This window comes from Mycolicibacterium llatzerense (assembly GCF_000878195.1).
Classification (GTDB): domain Bacteria; phylum Actinomycetota; class Actinomycetes; order Mycobacteriales; family Mycobacteriaceae; genus Mycobacterium; species Mycobacterium llatzerense.
The window spans coordinates 1-19,168 of record NZ_JXST01000033.1; the positions used below are offsets into that span (position 1 = coordinate 1).

22 protein-coding genes are annotated in these 19,168 nt (G+C 66.5%); 3 read left to right on the top strand and 19 right to left on the bottom strand.

Going from position 1 to position 19,168, the window contains the following annotated elements; all coding sequences use genetic code 11:
• Positions 1-287 (top strand): hypothetical protein (locus TL10_RS31755; RefSeq protein ID WP_234711503.1); only part of this gene is annotated, 287 nt, incomplete at its 5' end.
• A gap of 98 nt (positions 288-385) precedes the next feature.
• Here the strand turns inward: TL10_RS31755 and murA are convergent.
• Positions 386-1,639 carry a UDP-N-acetylglucosamine 1-carboxyvinyltransferase gene (gene murA / locus TL10_RS20965; protein ID WP_043397050.1) on the bottom strand — a complete coding sequence of 418 codons (1,254 nt, stop codon included), beginning with the start codon at positions 1,637-1,639 and terminating at the stop codon, positions 386-388.
• Between the two features lie 71 nt (positions 1,640-1,710).
• On the opposite strand from murA, the gene TL10_RS20970 reads away from it, so the two are divergent.
• A complete protein-coding gene (locus TL10_RS20970) occupies positions 1,711-2,286 on the top strand; it encodes a cob(I)yrinic acid a,c-diamide adenosyltransferase (RefSeq protein ID WP_043397047.1) in 576 nt (191 codons plus the stop codon).
• 6 nt (positions 2,287-2,292) lie between these two features.
• On the opposite strand, the gene TL10_RS20975 is transcribed toward TL10_RS20970, so the two are convergent.
• The 18 genes from TL10_RS20975 to fadD1 form a co-directional block, all read right to left on the bottom strand.
• Positions 2,293-2,739: a DUF2550 domain-containing protein gene (locus tag TL10_RS20975; RefSeq protein ID WP_043397045.1), complete on the bottom strand. Its 447-nt coding sequence runs from the start codon at positions 2,737-2,739 to the stop codon at positions 2,293-2,295.
• Positions 2,740-2,746: 7 nt separating this feature from the next.
• Entirely contained in the window at positions 2,747-3,112 is a 366-nt protein-coding gene (locus TL10_RS20980) for a F0F1 ATP synthase subunit epsilon (protein WP_043397041.1), read from the bottom strand.
• Between the two features lie 66 nt (positions 3,113-3,178).
• The gene (atpD, locus tag TL10_RS20985) at positions 3,179-4,609 is read right to left on the bottom strand and encodes a F0F1 ATP synthase subunit beta (RefSeq protein ID WP_043397038.1); all 1,431 of its coding nucleotides are present in this window, start codon (positions 4,607-4,609) and stop codon (positions 3,179-3,181) included.
• 24 nt (positions 4,610-4,633) lie between these two features.
• Positions 4,634-5,554 carry a F0F1 ATP synthase subunit gamma gene (locus TL10_RS20990; RefSeq protein WP_043987160.1) on the bottom strand — a complete coding sequence of 307 codons (921 nt, stop codon included), beginning with the start codon at positions 5,552-5,554 and terminating at the stop codon, positions 4,634-4,636.
• Between the two features lie 7 nt (positions 5,555-5,561).
• Positions 5,562-7,211, bottom strand: a complete 1,650-nt coding sequence (gene atpA / locus TL10_RS20995) for a F0F1 ATP synthase subunit alpha (RefSeq protein ID WP_043397032.1) — start codon at positions 7,209-7,211, stop codon at positions 5,562-5,564.
• 45 nt (positions 7,212-7,256) lie between these two features.
• On the bottom strand, positions 7,257-8,597 hold the full coding sequence (locus TL10_RS21000; RefSeq protein ID WP_043397031.1) for a F0F1 ATP synthase subunit B/delta: 1,341 nt from the start codon (positions 8,595-8,597) through the stop codon (positions 7,257-7,259).
• Positions 8,598-9,110 (bottom strand): F0F1 ATP synthase subunit B, encoded by a 513-nt coding sequence (locus TL10_RS21005; protein WP_043397028.1) that lies wholly within the window; start codon positions 9,108-9,110, stop codon positions 8,598-8,600.
• 9 nt (positions 9,111-9,119) lie between these two features.
• Positions 9,120-9,383: a F0F1 ATP synthase subunit C gene (locus TL10_RS21010; protein ID WP_020104130.1), complete on the bottom strand. Its 264-nt coding sequence runs from the start codon at positions 9,381-9,383 to the stop codon at positions 9,120-9,122.
• A gap of 73 nt (positions 9,384-9,456) precedes the next feature.
• Complete coding sequence (atpB, locus tag TL10_RS21015) at positions 9,457-10,209, bottom strand: F0F1 ATP synthase subunit A (protein ID WP_192830277.1); 753 nt, start codon at positions 10,207-10,209, stop codon at positions 9,457-9,459.
• A gap of 8 nt (positions 10,210-10,217) precedes the next feature.
• A complete protein-coding gene (locus TL10_RS21020; protein WP_043987202.1) occupies positions 10,218-10,694 on the bottom strand; it encodes a hypothetical protein in 477 nt (158 codons plus the stop codon).
• Between the two features lie 259 nt (positions 10,695-10,953).
• Entirely contained in the window at positions 10,954-12,150 is a 1,197-nt protein-coding gene (locus TL10_RS21025; RefSeq protein ID WP_043397025.1) for a glycosyltransferase family 4 protein, read from the bottom strand.
• Entirely contained in the window at positions 12,147-12,806 is a 660-nt protein-coding gene (locus tag TL10_RS21030; RefSeq protein WP_043987162.1) for an L-threonylcarbamoyladenylate synthase, read from the bottom strand. The genes TL10_RS21025 and TL10_RS21030 overlap by 4 nt, the downstream gene beginning before the upstream one ends.
• Before the next feature lie 43 nt (positions 12,807-12,849).
• On the bottom strand, positions 12,850-13,683 hold the full coding sequence (prmC, locus tag TL10_RS21035) for a peptide chain release factor N(5)-glutamine methyltransferase (protein ID WP_043987163.1): 834 nt from the start codon (positions 13,681-13,683) through the stop codon (positions 12,850-12,852).
• A gap of 9 nt (positions 13,684-13,692) precedes the next feature.
• Positions 13,693-14,772 (bottom strand): peptide chain release factor 1, encoded by a 1,080-nt coding sequence (gene prfA, locus TL10_RS21040; protein ID WP_043987165.1) that lies wholly within the window; start codon positions 14,770-14,772, stop codon positions 13,693-13,695.
• Positions 14,773-14,872: 100 nt separating this feature from the next.
• On the bottom strand, positions 14,873-15,109 hold the full coding sequence (rpmE, locus tag TL10_RS21045; RefSeq protein WP_043987166.1) for a 50S ribosomal protein L31: 237 nt from the start codon (positions 15,107-15,109) through the stop codon (positions 14,873-14,875).
• Between the two features lie 128 nt (positions 15,110-15,237).
• Positions 15,238-16,395: an RNA polymerase sigma factor gene (locus TL10_RS21050; RefSeq protein WP_234711504.1), complete on the bottom strand. Its 1,158-nt coding sequence runs from the start codon at positions 16,393-16,395 to the stop codon at positions 15,238-15,240.
• A 32-nt stretch (positions 16,396-16,427) separates the two neighbouring features.
• Positions 16,428-16,778, bottom strand: coding sequence for a YciI family protein (locus tag TL10_RS21055; protein ID WP_043987169.1), 351 nt, complete (start codon positions 16,776-16,778; stop codon positions 16,428-16,430).
• A gap of 77 nt (positions 16,779-16,855) precedes the next feature.
• Positions 16,856-18,418, bottom strand: coding sequence for a fatty-acid--CoA ligase FadD1 (fadD1, locus tag TL10_RS21060; protein ID WP_043397013.1), 1,563 nt, complete (start codon positions 18,416-18,418; stop codon positions 16,856-16,858).
• A gap of 146 nt (positions 18,419-18,564) precedes the next feature.
• Here fadD1 and TL10_RS21065 point away from each other — a divergent pair, with 146 nt between their 5' ends.
• Complete coding sequence (locus TL10_RS21065) at positions 18,565-19,164, top strand: TetR/AcrR family transcriptional regulator (RefSeq protein WP_043397010.1); 600 nt, start codon at positions 18,565-18,567, stop codon at positions 19,162-19,164.
• Positions 19,165-19,168 lie beyond the last annotated feature (4 nt).

The window sequence follows — 19,168 nt, forward strand, 5'->3', positions numbered from 1 at the left end:
AACCCATCCAAAGACAGGTGAATTCGAATCAGAAAAATCCGATCACAAACAAAAGACACCAAACAAACTGGCATCAAAAAAACAACCACACCCCACAAACGGGAAAACAAGAGGTGCAGTCAAAAAACAACAAACAAAAACCACCAAACACACTATTGAGTTCTCAAACAACACGCCGTTTTCGGGCAACCCCACCAACCTACTACCTCTTGGTCGGGCTGTCAAGCTCTTGCTCTGGGCTTTTTCGGCCCCGCTCGCTGCTGACTTGGAATACATTAGCGGGCTGATCTTGATTTTACAAAACGGCTGCATACGGGCGGTTTTTCGGCGAAAACGTGTTGCACAGCTGTCCGTCGGAACGGTCAGTGCGACACGCCAATCCCCGTCAACTGACCCGTTCGACCTCCGCGCCCAGACTTACGAGGTTCTCCACGAACAACGGGTACCCCCGGTCGATGTGGAAAACGTCGTGAACCTCGGTGTCACCGTCGGCGACCAATCCCGCCAACACCAAACCGGCGCCGGCGCGAATATCCGAAGCCCACACCGGTGCACTCGACAACAGCGGAATTCCGCGGACCACCGCATGGTGTCCATCGGTCCGCGCATCGGCGCCCAGGCGGATCATCTCCTCGACGAACCGGAACCGCGCTTCGAACACGTTCTCGGTGATCATCGAGGTGCCTTCGGCGATGCACGCCAAGCCGATGGCCATCGGCTGCAGGTCGGTCGGGAATCCGGGATACGGCAGCGTCGCGACGTTGACGGCCTTCGGCCGTTCGTACTGCACGACGCGGAAACCGTTGTCGTGCTGGGTCACGGTCGCGCCGGCGTCGTGGAGTTTGTGCAGCACCAGCTGCAGATGCTGCGGGTCCACCCCCGTCACGGCGACATCGCCCCGCGTCATCGCCGCGGCAATTCCCCAGGTCGCTGCCACGATCCGGTCACCGATCACCCGGTGCTCGGTCGGATGCAGCTTGTCCACCCCGGTGATGGTCAGGGTCGAGGTCCCTCCCCCACTGACCTTGGCCCCCATCTGGTTCAGCATGTCGCAGATGTCGACGATGTCCGGCTCACGCGCTGCGTTGTGGATGACCGTCACGCCCTCGGCGAGCACGGCAGCCATCAGGATGTTCTCGGTCGCACCCACCGACGGGAACTCGAGCTGAATCTCGGCCCCACGCAGGTGATCGGCCTCAGCGACCACGCAACCGTGCTCGATGTTGCATCGGGCACCGAGTTGCCGCAGACCGGATTGATGCATGTCCAGCGGCCGCGATCCGATCGCATCACCACCGGGCAACGCGACTTTCGCCTTCTTGCAGCGGCCCACCAACGGCCCGAGCACACACACCGAAGCGCGGAACTGCCGGACCGCGGCGAAATCCGCGTCGTACTTGGGTTCGTCAGGTGAGGTGATTCTGGCCACGTCACCTTCGAGCTCGACGGTGGCCCCGAGACCGCGCAGCACCTCGGCCATCAATGGCACATCCAAGATGTCCGGACAGTTGGTGATCGTGGTGGTGCCCTCGGCCAACAGTGCCGCGGCCATCAGCTTCAGCACGCTGTTCTTAGCGCCCCCCACGGCAACTTCGCCGGACAACCGGCTACCCCCAGTCACCACGAAACGCTCGCTCACGCGGCTAAGTGTAGACAGCGGCGTCGGCCGGTGTCAGGCCACGAAGAAGTCTCCGCGAGTACGGTTTGACCATGGCTGTTCACCTGACCCGTATCTATACCCGGACCGGCGACGACGGGTCGACCGGACTCAGCGATTTCAGCCGCGTGTCGAAGAACGATTCGCGCCTGGCGGCGTACGCCGACTGCGACGAAGCCAACGCCGCGATCGGCGTCGCCGTCTCTGCGGGCGCACCCGACGAACGAATTCGCTTGGTACTCCTGCAGATTCAGAACGATCTCTTCGATGCCGGCGCGGACCTGTCGACCCCGGTGGTCGAGAATCCGGAATACCCGCCGCTGCGGATCACCCAGCCGTACATCGATCGGCTCGAAGCGTGGTGTGACGAGTTCAACGAACCGCTGCCGAAACTGACGTCGTTCATCCTGCCCGGCGGCACTCCCCTGTCGGCGTACCTGCACGTCGCCCGGACCGTGGTGCGGCGGGCCGAGCGAGCTGCCTGGCAGGCGATCGACGAACACGGCGACGGCGTCAGCATCCTGCCGGCCAAATATCTGAATCGGCTGTCGGATCTGCTGTTCATCCTGTCGCGGGTCGCGAACCCGGATGGCGATGTGCTGTGGCAGCCCGGCGGCGGCATGCAGTAGCAGAAATCAGACCGCGCGGCGGCGCGACCGCGGCGACGGCCGGGCCTCCAGCCACGATGTGAAAGCCGTCAAAGCTCCACGGTCCAAAGCGATTTCGTAACCGCTGCGCCGTTCGGGACTGTTGTCGCGCAGCTCGAGAATGACCGTTTCGATGGTCATGATGTCGAATTCGTCGCCCCGTGGGGCGCGGCGCCCGACGACTTCCAGGCCACGACGGGACAGTGTCCGGTCGGGCCACCAGCGCAGGCTCGACAAACGATAAAAGCCGGCCTCACCACCGCGGTAGCGCATGACTCCATGCCGCCACCCGTGGCCGCCGGCAGCCGGGTAGTCGCGCAGGATGGCGGCAGTACCGCCAACCTGACGCAACTTCCACAGCCGATAACTCAGGGCCGCTACAGCCAGCACCAACACACCGACGAGCGCGACCATCATCAACATGGACGCGCTCATCGGGATATCAGTCGAGCTGGCCTACGGCGCGCAGACGCGCCCGGCCCCACGCAGCGGTCGCCTCGTCGTCCGACGCGGCATCGGCCTTGGCCGCATGCGCATCGATCTCCGACTCCAGCGCCGCGTCTTCCACCAGAATCCGCACGGTCTCCTCGGTCACCGAGAGGAACCCGCCGGACACTGCGATCCGCAGATCATCCTCGCCCTCGCGCTCGACCCGGACCATCGCGTCCTCGACCAGCTGGCCGACCAACGGGATGTGCCGGGGCAGGATGCCGATCTCGCCGGCGGTGGTGCGAGTGAAGACGAATGTGGCCTTGCCTGTCCACAGCGCGCGCTCGACGGCGACGATCTCGACGTCCATTTCGGCCATGTCACACCACCTTTCGACTAGTACTGACGACGAACTGCGCCAGTCGGTTCTTCGCGCAAGCGCTCATCACAGCTTGGCGCCGAGGCTTTCGGCCTTCTTCGCCAGGTCGTCGAGACCACCGATGAGGAAGAACGCCTGCTCGGGCAGGTGGTCGAAGTCGCCCTTGGCGAGACGGTCGAACGCCTCGATGGTCTCCTTCAGCGGCACCGTCGAACCCGGCTGGCCGGTGAACTGCTCGGCGGCCATCATGTTCTGGCTCAGGAAGCGCTCGATCTTACGGGCGCGGTACACCAGCACCTTGTCCTCTTCCGACAGTTCGTCGATACCGAGGATGGCGATGATGTCCTGAAGGTCCTTGTAGCGCTGCAGGATTCGGATGACTTCCTGAGCCACCCGGTAGTGCTCGGCACCGACGACGCTGGGGTGCAGGATCGTCGAGGACGATGCCAGCGGGTCCACGGCCGGGAAGATGCCCTTGGAGAACACCGCACGAGAAAGCTCGGTGGTGGCGTCCAGGTGGGCGAACGTGGTGGCCGGGGCCGGGTCGGTGTAGTCGTCGGCGGGCACGTACACGGCCTGCATCGAGGTGATCGACCGACCACGGGTCGAGGTGATGCGCTCCTGGAGCTCACCCATCTCGTCGGCCAGCGTCGGCTGGTAACCCACGGCCGAAGGCATACGACCCAGCAGGGTCGAGACCTCGGAACCGGCCTGGGTGAACCGGAAGATGTTGTCGATGAACAGCAGCACGTCCTGGCCCTGCTCGTCGCGGAAGTACTCCGCCATGGTCAGGGCCGAGAGGGCGACGCGCATACGGGTGCCTGGCGGCTCGTCCATCTGGCCGAACACAAGCGCGGTGTCCTTGAGCACGTTCGCGTCCGCGAGCTCGACCCACAGGTCGTTGCCCTCACGGGTGCGCTCACCGACGCCGGCGAACACCGAGGTACCACCGAAGTTGCGGGCAATACGGTTGATCATTTCCTGGATCAGAACCGTCTTACCGACACCGGCACCACCGAACAGGGCGATCTTGCCACCACGCACGTACGGGGTCAGCAGGTCGACGACCTTCAGACCGGTCTCCAGCATCTCGGTGCGGGGCTCCAGGTCGGCGAAGGCCGGCGGCTTGCGGTGGATGGACCAGTGCTGGAAGTCCTTGCCGTAGCCGGGCTCGTCCAGGCAGTCGCCGAGCGCGTTGAACACGTGGCCCTTGACGCCGTCGCCGACTGGCACCGAGATGGAGGCACCGGTGTCGCGGACCTCGGTGCCACGCACCAGGCCGTCGGTCGGCTGCATCGAGATGCAGCGCACCAGGTTGTCACCGAGGTGCTGAGCAACCTCGAGGGTCAGAGTCTTTGCCAGCGCACCGAAGGTGATGTCGGCGTGCAGAGCGTTGAACAGCTCGGGCACCGAGCCGCGCGGGAACTCGATATCCACCACCGGGCCGGTGATGCGAACCACGCGACCGGCGGTCTTGGTCTCTACGGCAGAAGTCATATCTCTCTTCGCTTCCTACGGGGCCTATTTCGCGTCGGCCAGCGCGTTGGCGCCACCGACGATTTCGCTGATTTCCTGGGTGATCTGGGCCTGGCGCTCGCGGTTCGCGGCGAGCGTGAGGGCCTTGATCAGGTCGTCGGCGTTGTCCGTTGCCGACTTCATGGCGCGTCGACGCGAAGCCGACTCCGAGGCCGCGGCCTCAAGCAGTGCCGCGTAGACACGGGTCGCGATGTACCGCGGCAGCAGCGCATCGAACAACACGTCCGCGCTCGGCTCGAACGAGTACAGCGTCTGGATGCCGACCGGCTCGTCCGAGTACTCGACGGCCAACGGGGCGATCCGCACCGCCTCGGCGGTCTGCGACAGCATCGACTTGAACTCGGTCGAGACGATGTGCAGCTCGTCGACGCCCAAGATGCCGTCGGCACCCGGTCCGTCACCCTCGTCGTCGGCTCCTGCCATGAACGCCGCCACCAGGGTGTCGGCGATCTCCTTGGCGTTGGTGTACTCCGGACGCTCCGAGAAGCCGGTCCAGGACTCGGCGACGGCACGCTGACGGAAGCTGTAGTAGCCCAAGGCCTTTCGGCCGACCACATACAGCACCGGGTCCTTGCCCTCGTTGCGCAGCAACGTGAACAGTTCCTCGGCCCGACGCAGCACGTTGGCGTTGTAGCCGCCGCACAGGCCGCGGTCCGACGACACCACCAGCACCCCGGCACGGCGGGGATTCTTCCGCTCGACGAGCAGCGGGTGGTCCAGCGCACTGGCCCCCGCAAGCTCGGTGAGCATGTTGGTGATCTCGGTGGCGTAGGGCCGGGCTGCATCAACCCGGGCCTGCGCCTTGGCGATCCGCGACGTGGCGATCAGCTCCTGCGCCTTCGTGATCTTCTTGATCGACGAGGCGGATTTGATCCGTCCGCGTAGCTCGCGCAGTGTGGCTGCCATTGGTTACCTAGGCCTTCTTCGGTGCCGGCTTGTGGACCTTCACCGACTCCTGGCCGAGCTCAGCAGGGTCCAGTGCCTCGACACCGGCTTCCTTGACCACGACCGAGCTGCCGTCGGTGGCGGCGAAGCCCTTCTTGAACTCGTTGATGACCGAGACCAGCTTCTCCTCGTTCTCCTCCGAGAGCTTCTTGGTCGACTTGATCCCGTCGAGGATCTCGGCGTGGCTGGCCTTCACGTGCTCCAGCAGCTCGGCGGAGAAGCGCGAAACGTCCTCGGCCGGAACCGAATCCAGGTGGCCCTGGGTACCGAGGAAGATCTCGACGACCTGATCCTCGACGGCCAGCGGGCTGTACTGCGGCTGCTTGAGCAGCTCGACCAGGCGAACGCCGCGGTCCAGCTGAGCCTTCGACGCCGCGTCCAGGTCCGAGGCGAAGGCCGCGAAGGCCTCCAGCTCGCGGTACTGCGACAGGTCTAGGCGGAGCGAGCCCGCAACTTCCTTCATCGCCTTGATCTGAGCGGCACCACCGACGCGGGACACCGACACACCGACGTTCACGGCCGGGCGCACACCCTGGTTGAACAGGTCGGACTCCAGGAAGCACTGGCCGTCGGTGATCGAGATGACGTTGGTCGGGATGAACGCCGAGATGTCGTTGGCCTTGGTCTCGATCACCGGCAGACCCGTCATCGAACCGCCACCGAGCTCGTCGGACAGCTTCGCGCAACGCTCCAGCAGACGCGAGTGCAGGTAGAAGACGTCACCCGGGAAGGCCTCGCGGCCCGGCGGGCGGCGCAGCAGCAGCGAGATGGCGCGGTAGGCGTCAGCCTGCTTGGACAGATCGTCGAACACGATCAGCACGTGCTTGCCGGCGTACATCCAGTGCTGGCCGATGGCCGAGCCGGTGTACGGAGCCAGCCACTTGAAGCCGGCGGGGTCGGAGGCGGGGGCCGCGACGATGGTGGTGTACTCCATCGCGCCACCCTCTTCCAGCGCGCGCTTCACGCTGGCGATGGTGGTGCCCTTCTGGCCGATCGCGACGTAGACGCAGCGGACCTGCTGCTTCGGGTCGCCGGTCTCCCAGGCCTCACGCTGGTTCAGGATGGTGTCGACGCAGACCGCGGTCTTGCCGGTCTTGCGGTCACCGATGATGAGCTGGCGCTGGCCACGGCCGATCGGGGTCATGGCGTCGATGGCCTTGATACCGGTCTGCAGCGGCTCGCCGACGCCCTGGCGCTGAACCACCGAAGGGGCCTGGAGCTCGAGCACGCGACGGGTCTCGGCGACGATCTCGCCCTGACCGTCGATCGGCTCACCCAGCGGGTTGATGACGCGGCCCAGGAAGGCGTCGCCGACAGGCACCGAGAGCACCTCACCGGTGCGCTTGACCTGCTGGCCCTCTTCGATCTTCTCGAAGCCGCCCAAGATGACCGTACCGACGCTGTGCTCGTCGAGGTTCAGGGCCACGCCCAGAACACCGCCAGGGAACTCGAGGAGCTCCTGCGTCATAACCGAGGGCAGACCCTCGACGTGTGCGATGCCGTCACCGGCGTCGACGACGGTGCCGATTTCCTCGCGATCGTTCGAGGCCGAGAACGTCGTTACGTAGTTCTCGATGGCACCTTCGATATCAGCAGCCGAGATTGTCAACTCTGCCATGGTTTTTGGTCTTCCTACCTAGTCTTGGGTGTTTCGGAGTCTGGGTTAGTCCGGCAGCCGGTTGGAGGCGGCGGCCAGTCGTGACGAGATGGATCCGTCGATCACCTCGTCACCGACGGTGATGGTCAGACCACCGAGGAGGCTCGGATCGACATGCAGCTGGACGGACACCGGGTGGCCGTAGATGCGGGTCAGGACCGACGTGAGTCGGGTCCGCTGGGCATCGGACAGTGCCGCGGCGGCTTCCACGTGGGCAACAACCTCACCGCGGCGGGCGACTGCCAGCTCTGCCAGGTCGAGAACTGCCTCATCGGCACGTTCGCCGCGCAGCAGGCTCACGGTCTGCGTCAGCAGCGCCTTGACGGAGCTGTTGACCGAGCCGTTGGCACCGGTAAGGACCTTGTCCAGCAAGGCAACTCGGCCATCGACCGGAGTGCCGTAGTCACCGAGCAGCGTCGACAGGCGCGGCTGCGCGTCCAGCACACGGCTGAACCGGAACAGCTGGTCCTCGACCTCGGCGACCTCACCGCTGACATCGGCCCGCTTGATCAGCGCCAGGCGAGCGATGTGCTCGACGGCGTCGACCAGGTCGGACTGCTCCGACCACCGCGACGACACCGCGGAGCGCAGCAGCTCCAGGGCGGGGGCGCCGATCTTGCCGGACAGCACCGCGTCCAGCAGCGCGACCTTGGGAGCCGGGTCATCTGCGGGCTCGGCCAGATGCCGGTCGAGGTTGACCTCGGTCAGCAGCAGCCGGGCGACGGCGGCCAGATCATCGGCCAGCGCCGTGAGCGCAGCCGCATCCAGGCCGTTGGCCGTGGCGTCGAACTTGCCGACCAGCGCGGTCAGTGACTCCCGGCTCGCGGCCCGCAGCTTCACCTCGGCGTGGGTACCGACCTCAGCCGAGGACGGCGCCATCTGCTCGAGATCGGCGAGGAAGCGGTCGACAGTGCCGGCCTGAGCGGCGGGCTCGGCGACGAACTGGCGCACCAGCTCGTCGGCCTTGGCCACCGACTCCGCACCCAGCCCCTGACGGAGCTCGCGGATGACGCCCTGGCGCATCAGCTCGACGTGCTGGACGCCCTGCGCCTTGATGCGCTCGGCGTCGACGCCGGCCTGCTCGCTGAGCTGCTCGACGATGCGCCGCGAATCGTGCCGGGCCTCGTCGGTCACCTTGCCCGACTCGGCCTTCGCGTCGGCGAGAGCCTTGGCGTGCATCTCGTCGGCGTCAGCGAGTTTCTTTGCGGCTTCGGCACTTTCGGCCAGCGCGACGCGAACGGCCTCCTGCTGCTTGGCCATCAGGCCCTTCACCGGAGGTACCACGTACTTCCAGATGATGGCCACGATGACGGCAAAGCCGATCAGCTGCCCGATGAAGATTTCCATCTACTGGCTCCCGCCTGATTTCACGTCCACGCCGAGGATTCGGCTCGCCAGCGTCTGGGACAGGTTGTCGACCGACGACTGCAGTTCGGCCTCTGTGGACTGCCGCTTCGCGGACAGTGCCTGGTCGGCACCCTTGAGGGTTTCGGCCACCTCACCACTTGCCGCTGCACGCGCCTCGTCGACGACCTTGCGGCCCTCGTTGCGGGCCTCGTCACGGATGGCCGAGGCCTCCGTGCGAGCGCCCGCCATCGCCGCGTTGTAGTCCGCCTCTGCGGCGGCCACCTGCTCAGCCGACTTCCGGTTGTCAGCAGCGGTCTTGGCCAGCATTTCCTCGCGTTCGACCAAGACCTTGCTGATCGGTGGCACAACCCACTTGCCGATCACGCCGAGCACGATCAGGAAGATGATCAGCACGACGAAGAAGGTCGCGTTGGGGATCAGGAAGTTCTGACCCCCGCCGCCTTCCGCTGCTGCCTGGCCCGAAGCCAGGATGGTTGCGCTCAATTCACCCATGTCGACGGATTACGACAGGCCCGGGGTGGCGAACACGAAGAGCGCCATGAAGGCCAGGTTGATGAAGTACGCGGCTTCCACCAGACCGACGGTGATGAAGAACGGGGTGAACAGGCGGCCCTGGGCCTCCGGCTGGCGGGCGATGCCCGAGATCAGCGCGTTGCCGGCGATACCGTCACCGATACCGGCGCCGATGGCGCCACCGGCCATGATCAAGCCACCGCCGATGAGGGCGCCCTGGATGATAGTGGCGTTCGTTGCTGCGTCGGCCATTCTCTTTTTCCTCCTTGGTAACTGGTAGCTGCGCTACCAGGGTCTTATTTGCGGTTCCTACAGGTCTTGCTGGTTAGTGATGCTCGTCGAGTTCCATCGACTGGCTGAAGTACAGGATCGTCAGCAGCGCGAAGATGAACGCCTGGATCAGGCCGACGAACAGGTCGAAGGTCTTCCAGATGGCGTTCGGCGCCCACTGCACGTACCAGGGGAACATCGCGATCAGCGCGACCAGGATGCCGCCGGCGAACATGTTGCCGAAGAGTCGCAGAGACAGCGAGACCGGCTTGGCGATCTCCTCGACGATGTTGATCGGCGCCAGGACCGCGACGTGGCCCTTCAGCAGCTTCTTGAAGTGGCCGAAGACGCCCCGGCGCCAGATGCCCGCAGCGTGGTAGCAGAGGAAGACGAACAGCGCGAGCGCCAATACGTAGTTGATGTCCGAGGCCGGCGGGGCCAGCAGCTCCTTGGCGCCACCGCCTTCCCCACCGAACTGCACCGGCAGAACAGAGAGCCAGTTGGAGATCAGGATGAAGGTGAAGATCGTGACGGCCAGCGGCAGCACGAAGGGCGCGACCTTCATACCGATCGCGGTCTCGATCTGCTGGCGCATCTGGATGGTGATGGCCTCGAAGAACAGCTGAACACCGCCGGGAACTCCGGTCGAGGTCACCTTCGCCTTCACGAGGAAGGCCAACGCAATGACGATGACCGCGGCCACGCTGGTGGCGATGATCGTGTCGACGTTGAAGGTGTAGCCCCACAGCTCGTGCTGCTCGTGGTGGCCGACCTCAATGGCGGCCTCGGCGGTGAATTGTTGAATCACTTGGGTCGTCAGTCCTTTGCTTCTGATCCGTCGTGTGCTTCTGGTCCGTCGGCGCCGGCGCCACCTTCACGCTGGCCGGCGCGCACCTTCTTCATGACCGGCAATGCCGTGCTCATGACAAGAATCGCCTGGAACAACGCCACCCCGAACAGCACGCCGATTCCGGTTGGCTTGAAAAACCACGTGATCAGCAGGGCGATCACGGAGATGGCCACCAACCGCATCGCGGAGTTGGCTGCCATCTGCATCTTCAGCGGGTGGTCCTTGGCGGTGACCTTGGCAACCGCGCGACGGACCATCATGGCGTTGGCCAGACCGAGCGCCATCCCCAGGCCGAAGAAGGCACCGAATTTGAGATTGCCGCTCACTGCGTAGCCGCCACCGAGCGCGATGGCCGTGACGAGGAGCGAGATAGCAAACAAACGCACGGGCTGAAAAGCCACTGCCGGCAACACCAAAGGCGCGTCTTGCGCTGGCGTCGTCATTGTGTTCACCTCAATCCCGCGGTCACGAGTGCCGTCCCCATATACCTGGCAATCCTGTGTGCGTGCCCACAGAGCGTATCGAAGGTCACATCGAGCGCGTCGGGCACACTGGAATCACCCAAGGGGAAGCTCCCTTTGTCGGTCGTCATTCGGCGCCGATCGGCTTGTGTGAACCGATGGGCCGGGCCGGCAACCCGCGAGGTTTTTCGGGTTCTGCCAGAACCGTACCACATGGTGGGCACCCAAAAACGGGCACCTACTACTTTTTGTCGTACTCGCCTTCTGGCAGGTCATCGCGCCGCCGCAGCAGCGGGATCAGGGTGAAAATGGCGGCCAGCAGGATGGCTCCGAGCATGACCGCACCGGTGTATCGGGGGTCGAAGAATATGGTGCTGGCCGCCCCCAGCGCGACGATCCCCACCCATAGGTAGATGAGCAGTACGACGCGTCGGTGCGAGTGGCCGATCTGCAGCAGCCGGTGGTGCAGATGCATCTTGTCGGGGCTGAACGGACTGAGGCCGGCACGGGTGCGGCGGACGATCGCCAGCAGCATGTCGAGGGCCGGCACGAACATCACCGCAACGACCAACAGGAACGGCGACAGCAAAGCGAACACGTCGCGCGCGCCGTAGGCGTTCTGGGAGATCGGGCCGGCCGCGGTGGTCGACGCGGCGGCCAGCATCAGGCCGATCAGCATAGACCCGGAGTCGCCCATGAAGATGCGGGCCGGATGGAAATTGTGCGGCAGGAAGCCCAAGCACGCGCCGGCAAGCACCACCGAGATGACGGCCGGCGGGTAGAACAGCACGTCACCGCCGTGGTCGCGCAGCAGCCCGACCGAGAAGATGCAGATGGCCGACGCGGTGATCAGTCCGAGCCCGGCAGCCAGGCCGTCGAGGCCGTCGACGAAGTTCATCGCGTTGACGATCGAGACCGTCAGCGCCAGGGTCAGCAGGATCGATGACGCCTGGTCCAGCACGATGGTGCCGACGCCGCCGATCGGGATGTACAGCACACTCCAGGCCACGCCCATGGTGACCAGGACGCTGGCCGCGGTGATCTGGCCGGCGAACTTGGTCAGGGCGTCCAGGCCCCAGCGGTCGTCGATCAAGCCGATCAGCATGATCAGGCCGCCCGCCACCACGACCGCGGGCATACCGGAGGAATAGACGAAACCACGTGTCAGCGCGGGCAATTGGGAAGCCAGCAGAACGGCGGCGGCCACCCCGATGTACATGGCCAGCCCGCCCATCCGCGGGACCGGCTGGACGTGGACGTCACGCTCGCGCGGGTAGGCGACCGCACCGAACCGGAAGGCCAGCGCCCGTACCCAGCCGGTGGCGAAGTACGTGATGATCGCCGCGGTGAGACCGACCAGCACCAGCTCCCGGAGCGGGACCCCGGTACCGCGATCGATCTGCGCGAGCAGCCGGCCGGCGTCGGCAACTACGGTCACGGCACCTCGCCGGTCAGGGACTCCGCGTCGACGCCGAGCACTTCGGCGATCTGCGCGGCAGAGATCGGCCCTTCGCGCAGGACCCGGGGCGTCGCGCCGGCGAGGTCGACGATGGTCGACGCGGCCTGCTTGGTCGCCGGGCCGGCATCGAGGTACACCTCGACCTTCTCGCCCAGCTGCTCGCGCGCTTCGTCAGCGTTGACCGCGGGCGGCTGGCCGGAGATGTTGGCGCTGGACACGGCCATGGGGCCGACCTCGCGCAGCAGCTCGATCGCCACGGGGTGCAGCGGCATACGCAGCATGACGCTGCCGTTGGTGTCGCCGAGATCCCATGACAGCGACGGGGCCTGGCGCACTACCAGGCTCAACGCTCCGGGCCAGAACGCCTCGATCAGGTCCCGCGCCGAGGGCGGGACGGTGTAGACCAGGCCGTCGATAGTGCGCCAGGAACCGACCAGAACCGGGACCGGCATGTTGCGGCCCCTCCCCTTCGCGGCCAGCAGCGCCGCGACGGCCTCGCTGTTGAAGGCGTCGGCGCCGAGACCGTAGACGGTGTCGGTGGGCAGCACGACCAGGCGCCCGCCTTTGAGGGCACTTATGGCCGACGCGATCCCGGTGCTGCGTTTCGCCGCATCGCCGCAGTCGAACGTCTCCATCTATGACTCCTCACGCAAGCGTTCGTCGGTTGCCATGACCCGTTTACCGTCGAGTCGCGGTGACGAACCGGGGCCGCCCGGTCAGATCGCGCCGTGCGGTGATGTCACCGAACGTACCGTCGCGGTCCAACGCGGCCACCACCTGATCCGCCGTGGTGTCGTCGTGCTCGATGCCCAACTTGCCCCCCGGACGCAGCAACCGGGCCGCCAGCGCGACGATCGGCACGATGACGGACATGCCGTCGGGCCCGCCGAACAGGGCCGCGGCCGGGTCGTGGTCGATGACTTCGGGATCGAGCTCGGCGCCGTCGGGGATGTAGGGCGGGTTGGACACCAGCAGGTCCACTGTGCCGTCCCTGTCTGCCAGCAGGCTGGGAACGGTGACGTCGGCCTCAAGCACTTCGACGGCGCGTCCGGCACAGTTACGCCGGGCATAGACCAGGGCCTCCGGGGACTTCTCGACGGCCACGACCTGCGCCTGCGGCCAGGTGTGCGCGAGCGCGAGGGCCAGCGCTCCCGACCCGGTGCACAGGTCCACGATCACCGGGCTCGGCGGCAACGACTGGTTCATCGCCCACTCCAGCAGCGCCTCGGTCTCCGGGCGGGGAATGAACACCCCCGGACCGACCTGCACCTCCACCGGGCCGAACGCGGCTGTTCCGATCAAGTGCTGCAAGGGAATTCGCTGGGCGCGACGCGTCACCAGATCATGGAACCGCGGATAGAACGCCGGGTCGGGCTCGGCGAACATCACCCGGGCCCGGTCCACCCCGGCAGCGTGCGCGGCGAGGTATTCGGCGTCGACCCGCGCCGAGTCGACGCCCGCGGCGGCCAGCACGGCCGCCGCGTCAGCGATCGCTTGCCTGACGGAGTTCACTCGGGCCCGTCACTCTTGCGCGAGCCGGGCCTGCTTGTCGGCGGCGGCGAGGGCGTCGAGCAGCGCGTCCATGTCGCCGTCGAGCACCTGGTCGAGGTTGTGGGCCTTGAAGTTGATGCGGTGGTCGGCGATCCGGTTCTCCGGGAAGTTGTACGTGCGGATGCGCTCGCTGCGGTCGACGGTGCGAATCTGGCTGGCGCGGTCAGCGGAGGCGTCCGCGGACGCCTGTTCCTCGGCCAGCGCCTGCAGGCGCGCGGCGAGCACCACCATGGCGCGGGCCTTGTTCTGCAGCTGCGAGCGCTCGTTCTGGCAGGTGACGACGATGCCGGTGGGCAGGTGGGTGATGCGGACCGCCGAGTCGGTGGTGTTGACGCCCTGACCGCCCTTGCCGGACGACCGGTAGACGTCGATGCGCAGGTCGGATTCGTCGATCTGCACCTGCTCGACGTCTTCGGGCTCCGGGTACACGAGGACGCCGGCTGCCGACGTGTGCACGCGGCCCTGCGATTCGGTGACGGGCACGCGCTGCACGCGGTGGACGCCGCCTTCGAACTTCATGCGCGACCACACGCCGTCGGCGGAATCGCCCTTGCTGGCGATGGTGATGGTGGCGTCCTTGTAGCCGCCGAGGTCCGACCAGGTCTCGTCGAGCACGGTGACGGTCCAGCCGTGGCGCTCGGCGTACCGGATGTACATGCGCGCGAGGTCGGACGCGAACAGCGCCGACTCTTCGCCGCCCTCACCGGATTTCACCTCGAGCACGACATCGTCGGCGTCGTGCGGATCACGCGGGGCCAGCAGATCGGTCAGCTTGGCATCGAGTTCGGCGACGCGGGCCTCCAGCTCGGGCACCTCCGCGGCGAACGCGGCGTCCTCTGCGGCCAGCTCGCGGGCCGCTTCGAGGTCGCCTTGGGCGGCCTCGAGCTTGCGGTAGGTCACGACGATCGGCGACACCTGCGCGAAGCGGCGACCGACCTTACGGGCCGCGCCGGCGTCAGCGTGCAGACCCGGGTCCCCCAGTTGCCGTTCGAGATCGGCGTGCTCGGCCAGCAGCGCCTCGATGCGGGGCGCTGTATCTGTCTGTGCCACTTGAGGACTCCTGCGGTAGTTCTGGGGTGCCGGGTTCTGGATACGAAAACGGCGCCCAGACCTGACGCGAATGCGACAGATCGGGCGCCGCCCGTGGAAGCTAGCTCTCGGACTCGGCCTTCGCGCCGGCGGTGCGCTTGCCGTAGCGCTTCTCGAAGCGAGCCACGCGGCCGCCGGTGTCGAGAAGCTTCTGCTTGCCCGTGTAGAACGGGTGGCACTGCGAGCACACCTCGACCACGATGTGGCCGCTGTCCTTGGTGCTACGAGTCTGGAAGCTGTTGCCGCAACCGCAGACCACAGTGGTCTCGACGTATGCGGGGTGAATACCCGATTTCATTTCATGGTCCTCTGCGATCGATGGCGCCGGGTCGCCCGATTATTCGGACGTGAACCGGAACCGAGGGGGTTCGGCGGTCGATTATGCCAGGTCAGCCGCCAAGGTCCTAAACGCGGCCGAGCCGGTGACTATTCCTTGGCGGCGCCAGGACGCAGCTCGACCAGCCGGCGCTCCAGGAATCGTCGTTCCGCCTCGGTCGTGGCCAGTGCCAGCGCTCGTTCGAACTCGCTGCGCGCCTCGTCGGTGCGGCCCAGCCGGCGCCACAATTCCGCCCGAGTGGACGGCAGATAACGGTAATCGCCCAGGTCAAGCGCGTCGATGAGGTCCAGCGCCCGGGCGGGATCACCGGCCTCGGCGACGGCCACCGCACGGTTGAGTGCGACGACCGGTGATCCGGTCAGCTCTTCGAGCCGCTCGTACAAGACCACGACCTCGTCCCAATCGATCTCCTCATCGGCCTGCAACGAGGCGATGGCCGCCTGCAGCACGTACGGCCCGGCGGCCAGCCGCAGGGCCAGCGCCCGGTCGAGGGCGGCCCGTCCGGCGTCGACCTTGGTCTGGTCGTGCAATGTCCGATCCTGTTCGGCGAGCGGCACCACCTGGCCGTCGACCACGCGGGCCGCGCGTCGCGAATCGTGCAGCAGCATCAGCGCCAGCAGCCCGTAAGCCTCGGGTTCGTCGGCCAGTAGTTCGGCGAGCAGCCGGCCGAGCCGGATCGCTTCGGCGGCGAGATCGTCCCGCTCGGTGAAGCCCTGGTTGAAGATCAGGTAGAGCACCGCGAGGACCGCCGCCACCCGGTCCGGCAGCAGCCGGTCGGCAGGCAGGGCGAAGGGAATGTTCGTCGCCTTGATCTTGGTCTTGGCCCGGGAGAGACGCCGCTTCATGGTGTCCTCGGAAACCAGGAACGCGCGCCCGATCTCGGCGGTGGTCAGCCCGCCAAGAGCCCGCAGCGTGAGCGCCACCTGCGCCTCACGTGCCAGCGCCGGATGGCAGCACATGAAGATCAGCTGCAGGCGCTCGTCGCCGATGGTGCTGTCATCGAGGTCGATCTCGTCCATCGTGGTTGCCTGTTGATCCGCTTCGAGCAGCCGGGTCTTGGCGCGCAGCGTCTGCTCGCGGCGCAACCGGTCGATCGCCACATTGCGTCCGGCGCGGACCAGCCAGGCCACCGGCGCAGCCGGCACGCCGTCCCGGGGCCAGCGCTCGGCCGCTCGGGCGAACGCTTCCTGCGCGGCATCCTCGGCGAGGTCGAAGTCGCCGAGGATGCCGATGAGCGCGGCCAGCACGCGGCCCCACTCGCGCTGGAAGATCGCCTCGATCAGTAGCCCGTCTCCACCGGTACCTCGAAGAGCGGCCGTACCTCGACGCCACCACCGAGGCGCACCGCCGGGATCCGCTGCGCCCAGGCCAGGGCATCGTCGAGGTTGTCGGCCTCGATGACGAAGTAGCCGGCGAACACCTCTTTGGTGTCGGCATACGGTCCGTCGGTGATCAGCCCGTCACCGCGCACCGTGGTGGCCGTCTCGACCGGCTGCAGGTGGCCGCCGCCGACGCACTGCGGCTCGAACCGCAGGGCCATGTACTCCGCGCTGAGCGCGGCCTGCTCGTCGTCGGTGAGCTCCGCGTCGTGGCTGCCCGGCTTGATGTAGATCAGCGTTGCGTATTTCATCGTTGTCTCCTTCTGGGTTGATCGTCCAACAGCAGTGAGACGAACGGGGGCCCGTTGAGGGGACACGTCGGCAGAAATCAGTTTTCGGTCAGCTGCCGGTACTCGGTACCGTCGCGCTTCCACACCAACCGACCGGCCGGATCCGTGCCGAGGGCGACCAGTTCCCGCTTCAGAATCTTGTTGGTCGCGGTGCTGGGCAGGTCGTCGGCGAGCCAGACGTACCGCGGCCAGGACTTCGGGGACATGTCCGGCTGGGCGGCCAGGAATTCCGCGAATGACGTCGGGTCGAGGGTGTGTCCGTCACGCAGCACCATGGCGGCCATCACCTGGTCGCCGATGAACTCGTCGGGCACCGGATAGACAGCGACCCGGCTGATCACCGGGTGGCGCAACAGGATTCGTTCGATGGGGGCCGCCGTGATGTTCTCCCCGTCGACCCGCATCCAGTCGGTGGTGCGGCCGGCCAGGTAGATCCAGCCGTCGGCGTCGCGGTAGGCCAGATCGCCCGACCAGTACATGCCGTGCCGCAGCCGTTCGTCGGTCGCACCCTGGTCGTTGTGGTAGCCGCGGAACATGCCGCTGCCGTTGGTGTTCACCAACTCGCCGGTGGCGGCGTCGCCGTTGACCAGCGCGCCGGTCTCGTCGAAGCGGGCGACCTCGCATTCTTCGACGGTCTCCGGGTCGTAGATCGCCACACCAGGGAACCCCTGTCCGACGCTGCCGGCCGGGGTGCCCTCGGAGCGGGTGATGATGATCGCGAGCTCGGTCGAGCCGAAGCCGTCCCACACGCTGCAGTCGAACCGGCGGCTGAACTCGTCGATATCGCGGTCGGCGGCCTCGTTGCCGAAGGCCACCCGCAGCGGGTTGTCGTGGTCGTCGGGCTGCTCGGCGGTGGCCAGGATGTAGGCCAGCGGCTTGCCGACGTAGTTCATGTAGGTCGCACCGTAGCGGCGGATGTCCGGGAGGAATCTCGACGCGGAGAACTGTGCCGGCGCCATCGCCGCTCCGGACCCGAGGGCGACGCCCCAGCCGGCGTAGACGCCGTTGGAGTGGAACAGCGGCATCGCCAGGTAACAGGTGTCGGCCTCGGTGAGGTGGTAGCGCTGCACCAGCGCCGCGGCCGAGAACAGCACGATGGAGTGCGCCACCTCGACGGCCTTGGGCTCGCCGCTGGTGCCCGAGGTGAAGATCATCATGAAGGTGTCGTCGGGCCCGACTTCACGATGCGGCGTCAGGTCCTGCTGCGGCCACTCGGTCGCGGTGACGTCGATGACGGTGACGCCCGGCAGTTTGACGTCCTGGAGGAGCTCTCGACCCGCCTGATCTACGAGCACGATCTGGCATTCGACGCGCGCGATGTCGCGCGCGAGCGCCTCACCTCGACGGGTGTTGTTGATACCGCACAGCACGTAGCCACCCAGCGCCGCGGCGGCCAGCGCCGTCAGCATGTCGGGGGTGTTGCCCAGCAGGGTGCCGACGTGCAGCGGCCGCAGCGGGTCGGCCTGACCGATCAGGGCGGCGGCCTGCGCCTTGGCTCCGGCGACGTACTCTCGCCACGTCCAGGTCGTCTCGCCATACTTGACGGCGACGGTGTCCTGGTCCGCGCGTTCGAGAAGCAGCTGCTGAAGGGTCTCCGCCATTTAGGCTCCCGGTGCGGTGGGCGGTCACGAACCACCCAGAGTGAACAGATTGTAGAAAGTGTCTACCATGGCTGAGGGGTAGCGCACTAGCGTCCGCACCCTGGCAGAATCGTCGTTCGCCCGGTTGACAAGTGAGGAGACATCCGGTGGCTAGCCCAGAATCCCCGAAAAGTGTGCGCGATCGACTGATCGACGCCGCTGAAGAGTGCATGCGCGCCAAGGGAATTCGCGCCACCACGGTATCCGAGGTCGCCGAGGCCGCCGGCGTCTCACGCGGCTGGCTCTACCGGCATTTCCCGGACAAGGTGACACTGCTGGGCGCGGCGATCGTCCGCCTCAACAACGCCTACTGGACCGACGCGCACGCCATGCTGGAGTCGATCGACGGCCTGGACAACCAGATGGTGACCGGAATCCAGCACGGCCGCACCGCCTACGACGACCCCGGCGCCCTGCTGATGAAGCTGCGCGTCGAAGAACCCGACGAGTTCGCCGCCTGCGCCGGCGCCGGCGTGCAGGGCCTGGTGCCCGACCTCGCCGATTTCTGGTCGCGGTACCTCGTCAGCGCCCGCGACAACGGCGAGATCCACCCCGACACCGACATCGACGACGCCGCCGAGTGGGTCGCGCGGGTCATCCTGTCGCTGGCCACCATGCCCGGGCAGCGGCTGGACGCCAACAATGCCGAGGAACTGCGCGCGCACGTCCGCCGCTACGTGATGCCGGGGTTGAAGGCGCAGCCGTAGCAGT

Excerpts from the sequence above, each read along its gene's own strand:
- fadD1 (WP_043397013.1), bottom strand. The coding sequence starts at position 18,418 with ATGGCGGAGACCCTTCAGCAGCTGCTTCTCGAACGCGCGGACCAGGAC.
- TL10_RS21020 (WP_043987202.1), bottom strand. The coding sequence starts at position 10,694 with ATGACGACGCCAGCGCAAGACGCGCCTTTGGTGTTGCCGGCAGTGGCT.
- TL10_RS20975 (WP_043397045.1), bottom strand. The coding sequence starts at position 2,739 with ATGAGCGCGTCCATGTTGATGATGGTCGCGCTCGTCGGTGTGTTGGTG.
- TL10_RS21030 (WP_043987162.1), bottom strand. The coding sequence starts at position 12,806 with ATGGAGACGTTCGACTGCGGCGATGCGGCGAAACGCAGCACCGGGATC.
- TL10_RS21000 (WP_043397031.1), bottom strand. The coding sequence starts at position 8,597 with ATGGAAATCTTCATCGGGCAGCTGATCGGCTTTGCCGTCATCGTGGCC.
- TL10_RS21005 (WP_043397028.1), bottom strand. The coding sequence starts at position 9,110 with ATGGGTGAATTGAGCGCAACCATCCTGGCTTCGGGCCAGGCAGCAGCG.
- atpD (WP_043397038.1), bottom strand. The coding sequence starts at position 4,609 with ATGACTTCTGCCGTAGAGACCAAGACCGCCGGTCGCGTGGTTCGCATC.
- TL10_RS20970 (WP_043397047.1), top strand. The coding sequence starts at position 1,711 with ATGGCTGTTCACCTGACCCGTATCTATACCCGGACCGGCGACGACGGG.
- TL10_RS21010 (WP_020104130.1), bottom strand. The coding sequence starts at position 9,383 with ATGGCCGACGCAGCAACGAACGCCACTATCATCCAGGGCGCCCTCATC.
- rpmE (WP_043987166.1), bottom strand. The coding sequence starts at position 15,109 with ATGAAATCGGGTATTCACCCCGCATACGTCGAGACCACTGTGGTCTGC.
- TL10_RS21055 (WP_043987169.1), bottom strand. The coding sequence starts at position 16,778 with ATGAAATACGCAACGCTGATCTACATCAAGCCGGGCAGCCACGACGCG.
- TL10_RS20990 (WP_043987160.1), bottom strand. The coding sequence starts at position 5,554 with ATGGCAGCCACACTGCGCGAGCTACGCGGACGGATCAAATCCGCCTCG.
- TL10_RS20980 (WP_043397041.1), bottom strand. The coding sequence starts at position 3,112 with ATGGCCGAAATGGACGTCGAGATCGTCGCCGTCGAGCGCGCGCTGTGG.
- atpA (WP_043397032.1), bottom strand. The coding sequence starts at position 7,211 with ATGGCAGAGTTGACAATCTCGGCTGCTGATATCGAAGGTGCCATCGAG.